Here is a 15,633-nt window from a genome sequence, read left to right as displayed (position 1 = left end):
GGCGCCGTCGCGGCGGCCTACAGTGTAGGCCAGCCTGGCGGTGAACCGAAACTTCAGGAGGGCGCGGGTGCGTAGACGCGCAGGGCCGCGGGGGCCACCTCGAAGCGCATGGGCGTCTTGCCCACGAGCTCGCCGTCCGCGTTCACCTCCTGGACGGGGTCGGCCTCCACGTAGAGCCGCGCGGCGCGCAGGGCGGTGACGGCGGGGTGCTCCACGTGCTCGCCCGAGCGCAGGGACAGGGCCACGCGCATCAGCGTGGCGATGTCCTGGAGCTGCCCCAGGCCGGTGCCTTCGTTCCCCGACGCGGCGGAGGGCGCGGCGATGGCGTAGACGTTCAGCCGCCGGTCATCCAGCCGGGCATCGGGCGCCACCATGTTGCCGGCGCCATGGTAGAGGCCGTTGCCCACCACCAGCTGCAGCACGTCCAGCGCCAGCTCCTGGTCATCCGCCTTCAGCCGGATGTGGAAGGGCCGCAGGTCCTTCATCTCCGCGGCGGCCGCCACGGGGTAGGCCAGCTTGCCCGCGCGCTGCTTCAGCCGCTTCGTCAGCCGCCTGGCGATGCCGGTGGCCAGCCCCAGGCTGGCCGCGTTGAGGAAGGGGCGCCCATTGGCCAGGCCCACGTCCACGCGGGCCGTGTAGCCCTGGGCGATGACGTCACAGGCGGCTTCGATGTCGGCCGGGATTCCCAGCGAGCGCGCGAAGTCATTGCCAGTGCCCAGCGGGAGGACGCCCAGCGTCACGTCGCGGCCCAGCAGCTGGGCCACCGCGCGGCTCAGGGTGCCGTCGCCTCCTCCCACGATGAGGCGGCGGGTGCCCAGCGCCACCATCCGCCCCACCACCGCGTCCAGCCGGCTCGCCCGGGACAGCGCGTGGCATTCGACGATGGAGACGCCCCGTGCCACGAGCGTTTCCCGGGCGGCCTCGAAGGCCTCACGCCCTGAGCGTGAGCGCGTGTTCACCACCAACACCGCGGGGCCGTCATCCAGGACGGGCCTGCATGGGGGCTTGATGAGGGCGGGTTCCAGGGTGCCTCCTCTTTCGTGTCGCACGCCAATCTGTGCACGCTCGATGCGTCCCGCCAGCGGGGCGCGAGGCGGCGCGTGCGCGCATCCTCCTTTCGAGTCGCCCCGTGCCCCGGTGCATTCCCGGTGTCGGGTGCCATGTGGGCGTGCATGCGTGCGTCGCCGGTTGAACAGGTCCATCCGGCTGCGCGCTTCCGGATGGGTGGGTGGCTGCCCACCTCTGCGCTGGAGCTGGCCCCATGCAGGTGTCAGTCAGGCCTGGAGAGCAAGTCGCATGGCACGAGGAAGCAAGGCGAAGTACACGCCGAAGCAGAAGCGGATGGCCGAACACATTGAAGAGGGCTACGAGAAGCGCGGCGCTTCCGATGAGACGGCCGAGGCCCGGGCCTGGGCCACCGTGAACAAGCTCACGGGCGGTGGGATGAAGAAGGGCGGCTCGGGCAGCAAGGCCAAGGTCGCGCGCAGCCGTCCCCTGGCGCGGAAGAACGCGCGCAAGGCGGGCCGCAAGGGAGGCAAGGCCACCGCCGCGAAGCGCGCCGGCACCCGCCGCCGCGCCACCGCCGCCACGGGCCGCACGCGCAAGCCCGCTGTGCGGGCCACGCGTTCGGGTTCCAAGTCCACCGCCGCCAAGGGCACCGCGGCCCGGCGCGCCACCACCGCGAAGCGGCCCGCCGCCAAGTCCCGGAGCGGCACGCGGCGTGGGACTGGCAGCCGCGGCTCGCGCGGCCGCACCCGCAGCTAGCGCGCCGCCGCTTCCCCATCCCCCTTGCAGGGGGTGGGGAAGGGCGGGGGCGCGGGCTTCAGCGCCGCTCGTCGTCCTTGGCCACCTGGCTGGTGTCGGACTCGTTCCAGGGCCACTCGCGCCGGGACGCCTCGTAGCGCGCGAGCAGGTCCGCCGGGTCCTTCACCAGCGTGCGACAGCCCGCGGAGCGCAGGTCATCCGGAGGGAAGCCGCCAGCGAGCACGCCCACGGTGGGCAGGCTCAACTGGTTGGCGGCGAGCGCGTCATAGGGCGTGTCGCCCACGACGACCGTCACGTCCGCGGAAGGCTTGCCCAGCCGCGCCAGGGCGGCCTCGAAGATGTCCGGGTGGGGCTTGCTCTTGTCGACCTCGTCCGCGCTCGTCTTCGATTCGAACAGGCCTTCGATGCCGCACAGCTTCACGTAGTGCTTCAGCTCCGGCTCCTTCGCGCTGGAGGCCAGCACGATGCGGAGGCCGCCCGCGCGCAGCCGCTGGAAGAGCTCCCGCACCCGGGGAAAGGGGCGCACCTTCGGCAGGAACTCGTCCAGGAACAGCTTGCCGCGGTATTCGTCCAGCTCCTTGCCGAAGCGCGCCACTTCCTCGTCGTTGAAGAAGACGGGGATGAGCTGGTCGGAGCCCTTGCCAATCTGGCTGCGCACGTGCGCGAACGGGATGTCCCGGCCGAAGTGAAGGAAGGCGCGCCGCCATGCCTCGGCGTGCTCGTCCACCGAATCCACCAGGGTTCCATCCACGTCGAAAATGACGTTTTCCACCATGTGCCTTGTCCCTCGGCCCCGAAGGTGGGGATGCCGAGGGTGGCGGTCAACCGTCCGTGGGCTGGGTGGCGGGGGCGGGCTCCACCAGTGTCCGCGTCTGTACGTCGTAGCCTTCGGGGGCGGTGAGGGTGAAGCCGTCGTTGGGCAGGGCCGCGTTCAGCTCCACGCGCGTGAGCACCGTCTCACCCACGCGCTTGCCTCCCTGCCACCGGCCAAGGCGCCTGGGCACGCACAGCGACAGGGCCGCGTCGCAGTGCTCCTCCTCCACGCGCTCCTCGGCCGTGGCGCCGTCCGGTGCGCCGGTGCGCCGGCCCAGGAAGTCCAGCTGGGGCCAGCGCAGCACGTAGACCATCTCCAGGCCCGCGGCGTCACCCTCCAGCTTCTGCACCAGCTCCACCGCCTGCGGCGCCAGCGGGTGCGTGGCGCGGCGGACCGTCGCGTGGCTCAGCAGGAGCGGCGTGCGGAAGCCTTCGGGCATGAAGGGGTGGAACGTCTCCGACAGGAAGCCGGCGAGCTTCGCGGGCGGCAGCTCCGAGGTGAAGGTGCTGAAGCGCTTCTCCCCGTCGAACTGCTGGAAGAAGTGCGTGCCGTCCCACGCGAAGGTGCGCGAGGCGGGCGGGCCCAGCGTGCCCCGCAGGCGCCGCGGCGCGCGGTATTCGAAGGTGAACGTCACCGGCTCCAGCCCGGCGTCCTGGACGGCGCCGGCGATGCGGTAGCTCTTCAGCTTCGCCTCGCGGGCGGCGAGCCCGGCTTTCACTTCGGGCAGCAGCGTGGCCGCGTCATCGCCGCCCTTCTTGGGGCAGCCGGTGAGGGCCGTCAGGGCACAGAGCAGGAGGAGGCGTTCACGCATGGGAGGGCACAAAAGCAAGAAGGCCCGCCTGTCGCCAGGGGGCCTTCCGCATCAACCGCGCGGCTTGCGCGGTGTGGACTACTTGACCGCCACGCCTACGGCGCCGGAGCTGGTCACGCCGATGATGGTGCCCGTCAGCGCGTAGATGCCGTGGCGGGGCGTGGTGCCCGCGGTCAGCAGCTCCACCTTGGAGGCGCCCATGGCCTTGGCCTCGGCGATGAGCAGCTTGTTGATGACGGTGTCGAGGTCGCTCTGGACGATGTCGACGATGTGGAAGATGGCGGTCAGGCCCAGGGCGTTGGCCTGGACAACGGCGACGGCCTCACCGTTGGAGGCGATCTCCGTGCCGGAGACAACGGCGCTCTCAACGCTGGTGCAGGCAACCATGCTGCTGGCGGCGACGGCGGACAGGACAAGCTTCTTCATGATCTTCCCCTCTTGAATTGGATGCTTGTGTGGCGGCCGGACGCCTTGGAGAGCGACCGGCCGTTGTCTTGAAACCTTCAAGCGGGCGGGGTCGTAGCAGATGTCGACTCCATGTCAAGGTCCGTCCGAGACACTCGGTGTCAGTGCGGTTGGGCGGCAGCGCGTTGCAATGCACACCTCCCCTTGCTAGCCAACCTTGAGGCTCCCTTCATGGACACCGTCTCCGCTGCCCGCCCCGCGCCGCGCTACTGGGTGCACCTGTTGCTCCTGGTGCTGACGGTGGGGACCACCTTCACGTCGTACCTGCTCTACTTCCATTTCCAGCGGCCCTACTCGTTGGGAGAGGTGTCCCCCGAAGCGGCCTTCCGCGCGTTGTCCTTCAGCCTGTCGCTGCTGGCCATCCTGGGGACCCACGAGATGGGGCACTACCTGTTGGCGCGCTGGCACCGGGTGGAGACCTCCCTGCCATATTTCATCCCGCTGCCGGTGCTCGGCGTGGGTACGCTGGGCGCCGTCATCCGCATTCGCGACCGCATCCCGAACCGCAACGCCCTGGTGGACATTGGCGCGGCGGGGCCGCTCGCGGGGTTGGTGGTGGCCCTGCCCATCCTCTTCTGGGGACTGGCCCACTCCACCGTGGTGGATGCGCCGGACCTCCCGTCCACCACCTTCCCGGGAGACGGCTCGTTGTGGGCCATTGGCCGGGACGTCTTCACCTGGGTGATGGACCGCGTCACCAACGCGCCGCCCGCGCCGGAGGCGCCTTTCAACGGCGTGCAGACGCTCTTCGGGGACAGCCTGTTGATGCAGGGCCTCACGCGCCTGGCCCTGGGGCCGCTTCCGGAGGGCAAGGACGTGTTTGTCCATCCGGTGGTCATCGCCGGCTGGTTCGGGCTGCTCGTCACGCTGCTGAACCTGATGCCCGTGGGGCAGCTCGACGGCGGGCACCTGGCCTATGCGCTGTGGGGGCGGCGCGCGCACTGGGTGGGCCGCGCGGTGGCGTTGGTGTTGTTGGTCCTCACCCTTTTCGTCACCGCGTCCTGGGGCTTATGGCTGCTGGTGACGAGCAAGCTGGTAGGCTTCGGCCATCCGGAGGTGGTGGAACCCCAAGCACCGCTCAGTCCGCTGCGGAAGTGGATCTGCGCGCTGTGCCTGCTGGCACTCATCGGCTGCGCCATGCCCATTCCCCTGCGCCAGGTGATGACATGAAGTTCCAGTGTGACGCGTGTGAGCGGCTCGTGCCGCTGGAGACCTACCGGACAGAGGCCGGCGGGCTCGTGGTGACGTGTGGCCGCTGCGGCGCGGACAGCCGCGTGGGCCCGCCCGCCACCACCGCGCCGCGAACGGAGGTGCGGGCTGCTCCCGCCGCGGGGTCGGCGTCAGTGCCGTCGGTTCCGGTGCCGTCGGTTCCGGTGGTCCCTCCCTCTGAGAGCTGGAGCGCCGCCGCGCCGGTGACGCCGGCCCTGCGGGTGGTGCGTTCGGAGCCGGCGCCGCTGACGGACGACGCGCTCTTCGAGCCGCCCCCAGGCGTCTGTCCCAAGTGCGTCGCGCCTTGGCTTGAGGAGGCGCTGTCCTGCCCGCAGTGCGGGCTCGTCTACGTCAACTACCAGCCCGAGGAGCAGCCCCTGTCGGACGTGCTGGCGGAAGCGTGGCGGACGCTGGCGGCGCGCTGGGAGGACTGGGACGCCCATGACCGGCTGATGACGTTGGCGGTGGGGCGGGGCGAGCTGGCCATGGTGGGGCGGCTGTACCGGATCCGCCTGGCGCATGTGCCTGACGACGCCGTCGCGCGGCGGGGCCGCGATGAGGTGGTGCGCCGGGCCACCCTGGTGGTGCCGTCATCAACGGATTTGGTAGGAACCCCCGACGTCTCCCGCCGGCTGAAGACGTTGGCGGTGGGGGTGGGCTTCATCGTGGTGCTGGTGCTGGCGGTGCTCGTCTTCCAGCACCTGCGCACGCTGAGCGCGGGGTACTGAGCGCCGGGCTGTCCGGGCGCCGTGCCGCCGAGGGCGGTGCGACTTGCTGGCCAGGGGGCAGGCAGCCACCGGGGCGCGAACGCGGCCGGAAACGCGCTTGAAGCGGCGGTCGCTGCTATTTTGTCCGGCCGCTTCCCGCCTCCCCCTCGGTGCCGATGTCGCTCTCCGTCTCCACTCCGCCGTCCGTCGACAGCCTGCTCGGTCCGGGAGGCGCGCTCGAGGTCGCGCTGCCCGCGTACGAGCACCGCCCGGAGCAGCTTCAGATGGCGCGCGCCGTGGAGCGGGCCTTCGCCGAGCGCAGCTACCTGCTGGCCGAGGCGGGCACCGGCACGGGCAAGACGCTCGCCTACCTGGTGCCCGCGCTGCTGTCGGGACGCCGGGTGGTGGTGTCCACGGCCACCAAGACGTTGCAGGACCAGATCTTCTTCAAGGACCTGCCGCTGATGCGGGAGAAGATGGGCCTGCGCTTCGAGGCCGCGTACCTCAAGGGCCGGAGCAACTACCTGTGCCTGCACCGCTATGACGCCTTCTCCAAGGAGCCGCAGTTCGGCTCGCGCGAGGAGTCGCGCTACTGGCCCAAGCTGAAGGCGTGGGCGGAGGCGACGGACACCGGCGACCGCAGCGAGCTGGACCTGCCCGAGTCCTTCAGCGCCTGGTCGCGCCTGTCCACCACGTCCGAGACGTGCGTGGGCACCAGATGTCCGCAGTACGAGACGTGCTTCGTCACGCGCACGCGCAAGCGCGCGGAGCAGGCGGACCTGCTGGTGGTCAACCACCACCTCTTCTTCGCGGACCTGGCGCTGCGCAGCTCCGGCAAGCGCACCGAGGGCGTGCTGCCCTGGTACGAGGCCGTCATCTTCGACGAGGCCCACGCGCTGGAAGACGCGGCCAGCGGCCACTTCGGTTGCAGCGTGTCCAACTACCGGCTGGAGGAGTTGGCGCGGGACGCGGTGGCGTCGCTGAAGGAGGACGACGCCCGCCACGCCATGCTGCGCGCGCTGGCGGCCCGGTTGCGCGCGGGGGCGGATGCGCTCTTCGCGCAGGCGCCCCGGGCGCTGGGGCTGTCTGGCCAGGAGGCTTCTGTGGCGCTGCGCCCGGAGGTCATGGCGAAGCTGTCCACGCCGCTGGAGGGCGTGCGTGACGCGCTGGCCGCGTTGTCCGCCTTCACGGTGGGCGAGCGCGAGCCGGAGCTGGCCGCCATCACCCGCCGCGCGGACGAGCTGGAGGAGCAGCTCTCCTTCCTGGAGAAGGCCGAGTCCGCGGACCACGTCTACTGGGCGGAGCAGCGGGGCAAGGGCCTCTTCCTGCGCGCCAGTCCCATCGACGTGGCGAAGGAGCTGCGCGAGCGGATGTACGGCGCGCTGGACACGGTGGTGTACACGTCCGCGACGCTAGCGGCCGACAGCCGCTTCGACTTCTTCGCCAACCGCATGGGCCTGTACGGCGAGGACGGCCAGCCGGTGACGCGCGTGCGGACGCTGGCGGTGCCCAGCCCCTTCGACTACCCGTCGCAGGCGGCGCTGTACCTGCCCACGCACCTGCCGGACCCGGCCGCGCCGGGCTTCATTGAGGAGGCGGCGGAGGAGATTGAGCGGCTCTGCGAGGTGACGGGCGGGCGCGCCTTCGTGCTCTTCACGTCCCTGCGCAACATGGTGCGGGCCTACGAGCTAGTGGCGCCCCGGCTGCCTTATCAGGCCCTGCTTCAGGGCGAGCGCCCCAAGCAGCAACTGCTGGAGTCCTTCCGCGAGACGCCGAGCGTCCTCTTCGCGGCGCACAGCTTCTGGGAGGGCGTCGACGTGCCGGGCGACGCGCTGAGCCTGGTCATCATCGACCGGCTGCCGTTCGCGTCGCCGGGAGACCCGCTGGTGGCCGCGCGCATCAAGCAGCTCCAGCAGCGGGGCGAGGAGCCCTTCGAGCTGTATCAGCTCCCGCATGCGGCGCTGGCGCTGCGGCAGGGCTTCGGCCGGCTCATCCGCACGCAGTCGGACCGGGGCATCGTGGCGATGCTGGACCGGCGCATCGTGACGAAGGCGTATGGCCGCGTCTTCCTCGACAGCCTCCCGCCCGCGCGCCGCATGGAGGACGTGGTGTCACTGAGCCGCTGGTTCAACGGCCCGGTGCGGCCGGTGCGCACCCTCCGCTGAGCCTCAGGGCGTGTCGCGCAGCCGCAGGCCGATGCGCGCCAGCAGGGGAGGGCCCAACGTGTCCACCCCGGCACGGCCCGCGAGGTACTCGCGGTCGAAGAGGTTCTCCACCGCGCCGAAGATGTGAAGCTTCCAGAAGAGGTGGCGGCTGGCGGACACGTCCACCACGGCGTAGCCCCCCATGGGGCGCTCGTTGAGGTCGTCCTCGAACTGAGCGCCCGTCGCGCGAAGCTGCACCGTGGCCGTCACGATGTCGGGGTCATGGAAGGTGACGATGGCGGTGCCTCGGTGCCGGGGGTCCTGCGCGAGCTGCTTGCCCACCAGCCCGGGCTGTCCCGGCGAGCGCGTCACGACGGGGTCCACGAAGGTGTACGCGAGCAGCGCCGTCCACTGACGCGCCAGCTTCCAGTCCACGCTCGCCTCCACGCCGCGCACCCGCGCCTGCCCCAGATTCTCTCGCTGGCGCGTGGAGCCATCCGGGAGCGGCTGCTCCAGCGTGACGTTGGTGATGGGGTCGTCGAGCACGTTCCAGAAGCCCGTCACGCGCGTGGTGAGGCCCAGCGAGGAGGACTCGGCTTCCACGCCAGCCTCGCCGCCCCACAGCCGCTCCGCGCCCAGGTGGGCGTTGGCGGCGGTGAGGACGGTGCCCACCTGGAAGGGGCGGTACAGCTCGTTGAGCGTGGGGGCGCGGAAGGCGCGGTAGGCGGAGGCGCGCAGGGTGAGCCCCTCCAGCGGACGCACTCGCAGGCCCAGGCGCGGGCTGAGCTGCTGCTCGGTGCGGTCGTCGAAGCGCGTGGTGTCCACGGTGCCATTGGCGCGCTCCAGGCGCTGCGCACCGTCCTGGTTGCGCCACACGTCCATCCGGAGCGCGGCGCTGAGCTCCACGGCGGGCGAGGGCGTGTAGAGGTCCTCGATGAAGACGCCGCCGGACAGTTGGGTGCCTCCGGTGTCGCGCAGGCGGAGGGAGGTCTCCGAGGGCGCGGGAGGGAAGAGCTGCTCCCGGGACGTGCCCGCCATGCGGCGCGCATCCAGGCCCGCGGTGAGGACGTGCGTGCCCAGCGCCGTCCAGGACGGGCCGGTCCAGACGAGGGACGCGCCCTGGTCGTTGGCGGGGACGTCCTGGCTGGCGGCCAGTGTCTCGGAAGCGCGGTCCTGGGCGATGCGCGCGCGGTCCTGTCCGAAGCGCTGCACGCGGCCGAAGAGGTCCAGCGTGAAGGTGCCGCTGTGCGCGGTGCGCAGCCGTGCACCCGCGCTGAAGTGCGCCAGCTCCACGCGCGCGGTGGTGAGCCGGGTGCCGCCGTTCTGGTCCTCGCGGAACAGGCTGGCGCGGGCGGAGAGGGTGAGCGCCTCGGTGGCATCCGCTTCGATGCGTCCGTTGACGACGGCATGGTTGCTGGGCGTGTCCGCGTCGATGGCGCCGCGCTGGGCGGGGCTGACGATGGGGTAGCCGTCGCTGTTGAGCAGCTCTGCCTCCAGCGAGGCGCGGACGGGGCCCCACGCCTCCGCCCCGCGTGCCGCGAGCAGGCCCGTATGCGCGTTGCCGTAGGTGGCATCCGCGTCGAGCTGCGCTCCGGTGATGTCGCGTGACACGAGCTGCACGACGCCGCCGAGCGCGCCGCTGCCGTAGAGGGCTGAGCCGCCGCTGGGGACGACCTCGATGCGCTCGAGCCCGAGCCGAGGCAGCGCGCGCCAGAAAATCCAGCCACCAAACGGGTCGTTGACGGGGATGCCGTCGAGCAGCACGAGGCTGCGCGCCACGCCCGAAGGCGCGAGCCCGCGCAGGTTGAGTCCCTGCGCCGTCGGGTCGGAGACGAGACTGGGCGTGCGGCGGAAGGTGGCGGCGGAGGGCACGGTGCGGACCAGCGCGTCCTGCGTCAGCGTGGGGCTCCGGTCGATTTCCGGGCGGGGGAGGACCGTGGTGGTGGCGGGCACGTCCCGCGCAGGCCGGGGACGCCGTGAGCCCGTGACGACGGTCCGCGCGGCGCCACTGTCCGCGTCCTCCGTCCGCTCCCGCGTGGGCGCATCCGTTGACGGCTGTTGCTGGCTCGTGTCGGGAACCTCCTGCTCGTCGGGGCTCGGCGCCGCCATCACCGTGGAGGAGGCGAGGGCCCAGAGCAGGGGCGCGAGCACCCGGATGGGACGCACGTGAGGACTCCGATGAGTCACGAGGAGGGCGGGCATCGATGCCCGCTCTAGCAGCCCGACGCCCCGGTTCCAGGTCACCGGGCAGATGACGCCGCGGAAGGAGGCGCCTGTCCGTCCGATGCTGAACGCACGCCCCAGGCTCAACAGGCCGAGGCGCGCACCGGCCCCGGCTGCGTCATCCGCCGGCGCGGCTGCCCGCCACGTCCCGCACGGTGAGCAGGGCGGCGTCCACCTCCGCCAGGATGCGACGCGCGTGCTGCAGGAAGGCCTCGCCCGCGGGGAGCAGGCGCATGCCACCCCGGGTCCGCTCGAAGAGCCGCGCCCCGAGTTCGTCCTCGAGCGCCTGGATGTGACGGCTGAGCGGCGGCTGCGTCAGGTGCAGGCGGCGCGCGGCTCGGCCCACGTTGCACTCCTCGGCAACGGCGACGAAGGACTGGATGTGCGTGAGGCTCACGTCCGCCACTCTACCGTCATCAGCCATACCGAAACAGCATTGGACGCCTGGCCCCCTGGCGCCGCACCTTGGCGCCCATGAGCATTCCCTTGTTCAAGGGCACGGACGTCGAACGTCTGCGCCGTGCGAGTCAGGCCGCCGCCGGTACGCTGGCTTTCGTTGCCTCCAAGCTGGCCCCCGGTGTCACCACGGCGGACATCGACCAGTGGGTTCGCGAGGACACGGCGCGCCGGGGAGGCAAGCCCAGCCAGCTGGGGTACAAGGGCTTCCCTGCCACCGTCTGTACCAGCCGCAACCACATCGTCTGTCACGGCGTCCCGAACCCCGGCGAGCGGCTGGACCGCGGGGACATCATCAACGTGGACGTGACGACGTTCCTGGACGGCTTTCACGGCGACACCTCCGCGACGTTCCTCATTGGCGAGGTGTCCGACGACGCCCGTCGCATCGTGGACGTGGCGCGCCGGTGCCGTGACGCGGGCATCGCCGTCGTCCGCCACGGCGCGCGGCTGGGCGACATCGGCGCGGCCATCGAGGAGCTGGCGAAGAAGGAGGGCTGCAGCGTGGTGGAGGAGTTCGGCGGGCATGGCATCGGCCACCAGATGCACGGGCCGCCCACCATCTCCCACACGGGCAAGCGAGGCTCGGGCATCAAGCTGCGCTCGGGCATGGTCTTCACCGTGGAGCCCATGGTGAACCTGGGCCGGCCGGACATCCGCATCCTGGCCGACGGTTGGACGGTGGTGACGGAGGACGGCGCCCTGTCCGCCCAGTTCGAGCACACCCTCCTGGTGACGCCCGATGGCTGCGAGGTGCTCACCCAGCCCGAACACGCCCTCTCGCTCGAAATCGCCTGCTGAACGCTTTCCCTGTCCTGAGAGGGCGGGCAGGCAGCCGTGTCTGCCATGGGTCCTCGGGGTGCCTACCCTTGGAGGACGAGGGCGGGAGGCCACGCGATGAAGAAGGAGATGCTGTTGCACGAGCTGCACCCGGCACTGGTGCACATGCCACTGGCCCTGCTTCCCACGGCGGCGGTGGCGGACCTCATCTCGGTGACGACAGGCGACGGCGCCTGGGCCCAGGTGGCACGCCGCATCTGGGTGGCTGGCTCCATTGGCGGCCTGCTCGCGGGCGTGTCGGGGCTGGCGGCCAGCCAGGAGGTCCGGCTGGAGTCGCCGCGTGCCCGGGACATGACGTTCCTGCATGGCGTGGGCAATGCCACCGTGCTGCTCGGCGCCTTGGGCGTGACGGTGTGGCGGCTGCGGCGCGAGCCCACCGCGGCCACCGTGGCGCTGGGGCTGGGCGCCTGTGGGCTGGCGCTCTACACGGCGACGCTCGGTGGAAAGCTGGTCTACGAGCTGGGCGTGGGACAGCCTGATTCAACGAGCAAGGCGACCTCCCCCGCGCTGCTGTCTCGCGACGCGCCGCTGCTGCTGGTGCGTGACGCGCTTCGTGGAGCGCAGTGGCTGGTGTCACGGGCGCGTGAGGTGCTCGCCGGCGGGCGTCCACTCGTGAAGGGCGCCTCGGGCACGAAGCCGGAGGATGAATCGCTCACGTTGCCCGCGCCCGTCGTGGTGTTCCACGGCCCGGGCCGCCCCATGCCTCAAGCGTAGTGCCCACCCTTCCGGCGTCCATGTCATGACACTTCCGTGTGGCGTGGATGCCCCCGCGCAGGTCGCCGCGGGGTGGGTTTGCCGTCCCCGGAAAATGGCGCTAGAGCTGCGCGCCATCCAGTGGGGGACGACGCATGCGCGCACGCGGGGAAGTCGCAGCGGTGGTGCTGGGCATCATGCTGGTCGGAGCAGGTGCTTCGTTGCTGGTCCCTCGGTGGGCGCTCGGCAATGAAGGAACACCGCCCGAAGTCGCCCGGACGCCCGCATCGTCACCCAAGGTCGCCGCCGAGCCGCGCTTCCACGTCGAGCCCGCGAAGGATGACTCCGGCCGCGCGGTGCAGGTGGCGCGCCTTCGTGACGAAGCGCCGGAATGGGAGCGGTTCGCGGCGCGCGCGTTGGTGCCACTGACACCTGACGAACTGGCTTTGCTGCGAGAGGAGCCAGTGGACGACCTCGCGGTGCTGGTGACGCGCACGGAGCGGGCCTTCATGGACGCCACGCCCGAAGCGCGCGCCGAGAAGGAACGGCGCTATCTGGCGGCGCTGAACCTGGTGGCCAGGCTGGCCGCGCCGCCGGAGCCCGCGGACGCGGACGCCCGCGCGCGAGAGGTGGACGCGCGCTACCAGCAAGCGCTCACCGTGGAGCGGGTGAAGTGGCGGTCGCTTCCGCCGGAGGAGCAGTCGCGGCAGCACGACACCTTCAAGGAAGCGTTCTTCCGCGCGGAGGAGACGCGATGAAGGCGCTTCCAATGAGTCTCCTCACGCTGGTGCTGCTGGCGCCCGCGCTGGTGCTGGCCGGGCCGCACTACGTGGCCTCGCGCGACTGGGGCAGCTTCATCTGGTTGAGCACGTGGCTGGACGCGGGGCAGACGTACACCTTCGAGACGCGGGATTTGACGGGCACCGCGCCGGACACCGTCCTCCATGTGCTCAGGGACCGCGGCGGCGTCTGGAGTCAGGTGGCCATGGGCGACGACTGCGCGGGCGCGGCGCGTTCCTGCGTGACGTTCACCGCGCCGGACTCCGGCCTCTACCGCGTCTGGGTGCGCGCCTACGCGGACGGGCGCGGCGGGACGGCCAGCCTGTATCGCAACGGCGCGCTCCTCCTGAGCAACCAGCCCTTCGGCGGCGTGCCGCTCAGCTTCGCCTGGAACGTGAGGGACACGTTCCGGGCCACGTCCACGACGCCGGGCGCGGGGGACCACCTGGTCTTCCTGCTGCGCTCCAACGCGGAGTACCTGCAACACGACGATGACAGCGGGCCCCGCGCCTACCCGCTGGTCGTCGCGGCGAGCACGCAGAACGCGGGCGCCCAGCGCGTGGTGGTGGGCCGCTTTCCCGGAAGCACGGGCACGGCCAGCTTCGTCCACGATGACGCGCTGTGGTCCACCATCTTCAGCGACAACGACGAGGACAAAGACGGCATCTCCAATGCCCTGGAGCCGCTGGTGGGGATGAACCCGGACTCGAAGGACTCGGACGGGGATGGGATACCGGACACGCTGGAGCTGTTTGGCAATGACGGCTTCTCCTTCTCCGAGTGGGGCAGCCCCACGGTGAAGGACCTCTACGTGGAGGTGGATTGGATGGAGCACCCCACCAATCCCTATCTCACGCGAAGGCCCTATGCCGGGCTGGTGGCGGACGCGGCGGAGGTGTTCGCGCGGGACGCGGGCGTGCGGCTGCATGCCTTCATCGACAACGCGCTGCCCTGGCACGAAGTGGTGTGCTTCGGCGCGTGCAGCGGCGGCGTGGACTTCTATTCGCTGAAGCAGAGCGGGTTCTCCACCGGGAACCCGGAGCGGCGGCCCTACTTCCACTATGCGGTGTGGGCCTACCGGCAAGGCAGCAGCACGTCGTGCTCATCCGGGAAGGCGGAGGTGCTGGGCAACGACCTCATCATCAGCCTGGGCTGCTGGAGCAGCCCGAGCATCCAGGAGCAGCGCGGCACCTTCATCCACGAGCTGGGCCACAATCTGGCGCTGGACCACAACGGCAACGACGTGCCGGGGCAGACCAGCGTGGTGCACGCCAGCGTGATGAACTACCGCTACCAGATGCTCGGCGTGGGCTCGCCGGGCTCGCACACGTACTCATTCGGAGCCAATGCGTGCGCGGCGTGTAGCGCGTCGCCCAAGAGCAAGTGCGTCTCCTGCCGGAGCGGCTTCCTGGGGTGCGGCTTCCCCGGCTGCGGCTCGTGCGACTGCGATGTGAATGAGTGGGGCGCCGTGGAGCTCGACTTCCTGGACGACGGCGACGCGGACGACGGCACCGGCCGTGCGCTGCTGGCGAAGTACGCTCCGGACGACAAGGGAGGGCCGTCGCGGTTCCAGCCGCGCGTGCCCCACGCGGAGCCACCCGTCGCGTCGCGGCGCCTGTCGGTGGAGCGCAAGCGGGAGCGGCTGCGGGCGCGGGGGCAGGTGGAGGGACAGGACTTCTTCGTGTCGACCGACGGCACGACGCTCTACGCTGAGTGCCCATGAGCCTGCGCTCGCGCCCGGGACGCTGTCGTGCCCCGGCGAGCTGGGCGCACGGTGCCGCGGGGCTCCTCATCGCGGGCCTGATGGGCTGCCAGATGAAGTGCTCCGCGCCGGTCTCCGACGCCGGGCATGCCTTGGCCTCGCTCCAACGCGAGCGCCCGTGTGTCCAGGTCTGGCGCGCGGCGCAGGTGGACGTGGCGTTCAAGGAAGCGCCCGAGGACGCCGTGCAGCAGCGCACGGACACGCGGCTGGAGCGCCGCTTCACCGTCGCCCGGCAGTTGCGCGGCGCGTACCGGCACCAGGACCGGTGGGCCTCCGTGCTGGAGTACGAGGCGGGGCCGGTGCGCGGCGGCGTGAGCTACAGCCTCCAGGTGCCGGACGTGCTGGCGGACCTGACGGGGCAGGTCGTTCAGTGGACGAGCCATCGCGAGCCCGCGTCCTGTCCTACGACGGAGGCAGGTGCGCCTCCCGTGCTGTTGTCGGGAGACACCCTGCGGGACGCGGAGGGCCGGCTGCTGCTGCTCACGGTGCCGAGTGCGCCCACCACCCTCGCGGGAGACGTGCTGCTTCCCGCGGGGCTCGTTCCGGAGCTGCGCTTCCGCTGGGAGGACGCGGGCTGCACGCTGGCGGAGGGGACGCAGGCGCTGGACGTCCAGCTCCGCGTGACGCACGCGAATCGTTCGCCAGGCCCGGGGACCACGGTGACGGCCGAGGTGGGACAGCCGGCCCGGGTGACCCTGGACGGTGTGCGATATGTCGTCCGGGTGGCGCGTGCCACGGCGGATCCGCGGGGCCGGTGTGGGCAGGCGGTCTTCACGCTGATGCGTGAGGGCCTGCTCGAACAGGCGCGGCCCGGACCCTGAGTCAGGCCGCGGTGTGCCGTTCCTGGAAATAGTCTGCCTTACCGCTCGTTGTGCGACGCCGGTATGTAGGCCCGCCGCGCTCAGGCACTTCATGCGTGGCCAGGGCCGGGGCCTGCTATCTTCGCGGGCTTCAACGGACACCTG

The 15,633-nt window shown here is 71.2% G+C and carries 15 protein-coding genes; 9 read left to right on the top strand and 6 right to left on the bottom strand.

The window, feature by feature from the left end:
* Positions 1-53: 53 nt before the first annotated feature.
* A complete protein-coding gene (locus KGD87_RS22625) occupies positions 54-1,049 on the bottom strand; it encodes a lipid kinase (protein WP_284662484.1) in 996 nt (331 codons plus the stop codon).
* Positions 1,050-1,296: 247 nt separating this feature from the next.
* Between KGD87_RS22625 and KGD87_RS22620 the strand changes: the two genes are divergently transcribed.
* On the top strand, positions 1,297-1,764 hold the full coding sequence (locus KGD87_RS22620) for a transcriptional regulator (RefSeq protein WP_284662483.1): 468 nt from the start codon (positions 1,297-1,299) through the stop codon (positions 1,762-1,764).
* Between the two features lie 58 nt (positions 1,765-1,822).
* Here the strand turns inward: KGD87_RS22620 and KGD87_RS22615 are convergent, their stop codons facing one another.
* From KGD87_RS22615 to KGD87_RS22605, 3 genes are all read right to left on the bottom strand, one after another.
* The gene (locus tag KGD87_RS22615) at positions 1,823-2,539 is read right to left on the bottom strand and encodes an HAD family hydrolase (RefSeq protein WP_284662481.1); all 717 of its coding nucleotides are present in this window, start codon (positions 2,537-2,539) and stop codon (positions 1,823-1,825) included.
* A gap of 46 nt (positions 2,540-2,585) precedes the next feature.
* Positions 2,586-3,389 (bottom strand): hypothetical protein, encoded by an 804-nt coding sequence (locus KGD87_RS22610; RefSeq protein WP_284662480.1) that lies wholly within the window; start codon positions 3,387-3,389, stop codon positions 2,586-2,588.
* Between the two features lie 78 nt (positions 3,390-3,467).
* On the bottom strand, positions 3,468-3,815 hold the full coding sequence (locus KGD87_RS22605) for a hypothetical protein (protein WP_163781778.1): 348 nt from the start codon (positions 3,813-3,815) through the stop codon (positions 3,468-3,470).
* 210 nt (positions 3,816-4,025) lie between these two features.
* Between KGD87_RS22605 and KGD87_RS22600 the strand changes: the two genes are divergently transcribed.
* The 3 genes from KGD87_RS22600 to yoaA all read left to right on the top strand — a co-directional run bounded on the left by KGD87_RS22600 (position 4,026) and on the right by yoaA (position 7,935).
* Entirely contained in the window at positions 4,026-5,024 is a 999-nt protein-coding gene (locus KGD87_RS22600; protein WP_284662479.1) for a site-2 protease family protein, read from the top strand.
* Positions 5,021-5,791: a hypothetical protein gene (locus KGD87_RS22595; RefSeq protein WP_284662478.1), complete on the top strand. Its 771-nt coding sequence runs from the start codon at positions 5,021-5,023 to the stop codon at positions 5,789-5,791. The genes KGD87_RS22600 and KGD87_RS22595 overlap by 4 nt, the downstream gene beginning before the upstream one ends.
* A gap of 155 nt (positions 5,792-5,946) precedes the next feature.
* Positions 5,947-7,935 (top strand): DNA repair helicase YoaA, encoded by a 1,989-nt coding sequence (yoaA, locus tag KGD87_RS22590; protein WP_284662477.1) that lies wholly within the window; start codon positions 5,947-5,949, stop codon positions 7,933-7,935.
* Between the two features lie 3 nt (positions 7,936-7,938).
* Here yoaA and KGD87_RS22585 read toward each other — a convergent pair whose 3' ends face one another.
* Together KGD87_RS22585 and KGD87_RS22580 are read right to left on the bottom strand one after the other, a co-directional pair.
* A complete protein-coding gene (locus KGD87_RS22585; RefSeq protein ID WP_284668683.1) occupies positions 7,939-10,023 on the bottom strand; it encodes a TonB-dependent receptor in 2,085 nt (694 codons plus the stop codon).
* 232 nt (positions 10,024-10,255) lie between these two features.
* A complete protein-coding gene (locus KGD87_RS22580; RefSeq protein ID WP_163781790.1) occupies positions 10,256-10,534 on the bottom strand; it encodes a LysR family transcriptional regulator in 279 nt (92 codons plus the stop codon).
* 77 nt (positions 10,535-10,611) lie between these two features.
* Between KGD87_RS22580 and map the strand changes: the two genes are divergently transcribed.
* The 5 genes from map to KGD87_RS22555 all read left to right on the top strand — a co-directional run bounded on the left by map (position 10,612) and on the right by KGD87_RS22555 (position 15,489).
* Positions 10,612-11,394 (top strand): type I methionyl aminopeptidase, encoded by a 783-nt coding sequence (gene map / locus KGD87_RS22575; RefSeq protein WP_284662476.1) that lies wholly within the window; start codon positions 10,612-10,614, stop codon positions 11,392-11,394.
* Between the two features lie 96 nt (positions 11,395-11,490).
* Positions 11,491-12,147 carry a DUF2231 domain-containing protein gene (locus KGD87_RS22570; RefSeq protein ID WP_284662475.1) on the top strand — a complete coding sequence of 219 codons (657 nt, stop codon included), beginning with the start codon at positions 11,491-11,493 and terminating at the stop codon, positions 12,145-12,147.
* Between the two features lie 134 nt (positions 12,148-12,281).
* Positions 12,282-12,884 carry a hypothetical protein gene (locus tag KGD87_RS22565; protein ID WP_284662474.1) on the top strand — a complete coding sequence of 201 codons (603 nt, stop codon included), beginning with the start codon at positions 12,282-12,284 and terminating at the stop codon, positions 12,882-12,884.
* On the top strand, positions 12,881-14,629 hold the full coding sequence (locus KGD87_RS22560; RefSeq protein WP_284662473.1) for a hypothetical protein: 1,749 nt from the start codon (positions 12,881-12,883) through the stop codon (positions 14,627-14,629). The genes KGD87_RS22565 and KGD87_RS22560 overlap by 4 nt, the downstream gene beginning before the upstream one ends.
* Positions 14,626-15,489 carry a hypothetical protein gene (locus KGD87_RS22555; protein ID WP_284662472.1) on the top strand — a complete coding sequence of 288 codons (864 nt, stop codon included), beginning with the start codon at positions 14,626-14,628 and terminating at the stop codon, positions 15,487-15,489. The genes KGD87_RS22560 and KGD87_RS22555 overlap by 4 nt, the downstream gene beginning before the upstream one ends.
* The last annotated feature ends 144 nt before the right edge of the window (positions 15,490-15,633 follow it).

The organism is Myxococcus sp. SDU36 (genome assembly GCF_030168875.1).
GTDB lineage: Bacteria > Myxococcota > Myxococcia > Myxococcales > Myxococcaceae > Myxococcus > Myxococcus vastator.
This window is presented reverse-complemented; position numbering and strand designations above follow the sequence as displayed.

What these genes read in the sequence shown, in the direction of transcription:
- KGD87_RS22620 (WP_284662483.1), top strand. Translation starts at nt 1,297, where the DNA reads ATGGCACGAGGAAGCAAGGCGAAGTACACGCCGAAGCAGAAGCGGATG.
- KGD87_RS22615 (WP_284662481.1), bottom strand. Translation starts at nt 2,539, where the DNA reads ATGGTGGAAAACGTCATTTTCGACGTGGATGGAACCCTGGTGGATTCG.
- KGD87_RS22610 (WP_284662480.1), bottom strand. Translation starts at nt 3,389, where the DNA reads ATGCGTGAACGCCTCCTCCTGCTCTGTGCCCTGACGGCCCTCACCGGC.
- KGD87_RS22605 (WP_163781778.1), bottom strand. Translation starts at nt 3,815, where the DNA reads ATGAAGAAGCTTGTCCTGTCCGCCGTCGCCGCCAGCAGCATGGTTGCC.
- KGD87_RS22600 (WP_284662479.1), top strand. Translation starts at nt 4,026, where the DNA reads ATGGACACCGTCTCCGCTGCCCGCCCCGCGCCGCGCTACTGGGTGCAC.
- KGD87_RS22595 (WP_284662478.1), top strand. Translation starts at nt 5,021, where the DNA reads ATGAAGTTCCAGTGTGACGCGTGTGAGCGGCTCGTGCCGCTGGAGACC.
- yoaA (WP_284662477.1), top strand. Translation starts at nt 5,947, where the DNA reads ATGTCGCTCTCCGTCTCCACTCCGCCGTCCGTCGACAGCCTGCTCGGT.
- KGD87_RS22585 (WP_284668683.1), bottom strand. Translation starts at nt 10,023, where the DNA reads ATGGCGGCGCCGAGCCCCGACGAGCAGGAGGTTCCCGACACGAGCCAG.
- map (WP_284662476.1), top strand. Translation starts at nt 10,612, where the DNA reads ATGAGCATTCCCTTGTTCAAGGGCACGGACGTCGAACGTCTGCGCCGT.
- KGD87_RS22570 (WP_284662475.1), top strand. Translation starts at nt 11,491, where the DNA reads ATGAAGAAGGAGATGCTGTTGCACGAGCTGCACCCGGCACTGGTGCAC.
- KGD87_RS22565 (WP_284662474.1), top strand. Translation starts at nt 12,282, where the DNA reads ATGCGCGCACGCGGGGAAGTCGCAGCGGTGGTGCTGGGCATCATGCTG.
- KGD87_RS22560 (WP_284662473.1), top strand. Translation starts at nt 12,881, where the DNA reads ATGAAGGCGCTTCCAATGAGTCTCCTCACGCTGGTGCTGCTGGCGCCC.
- KGD87_RS22555 (WP_284662472.1), top strand. Translation starts at nt 14,626, where the DNA reads ATGAGCCTGCGCTCGCGCCCGGGACGCTGTCGTGCCCCGGCGAGCTGG.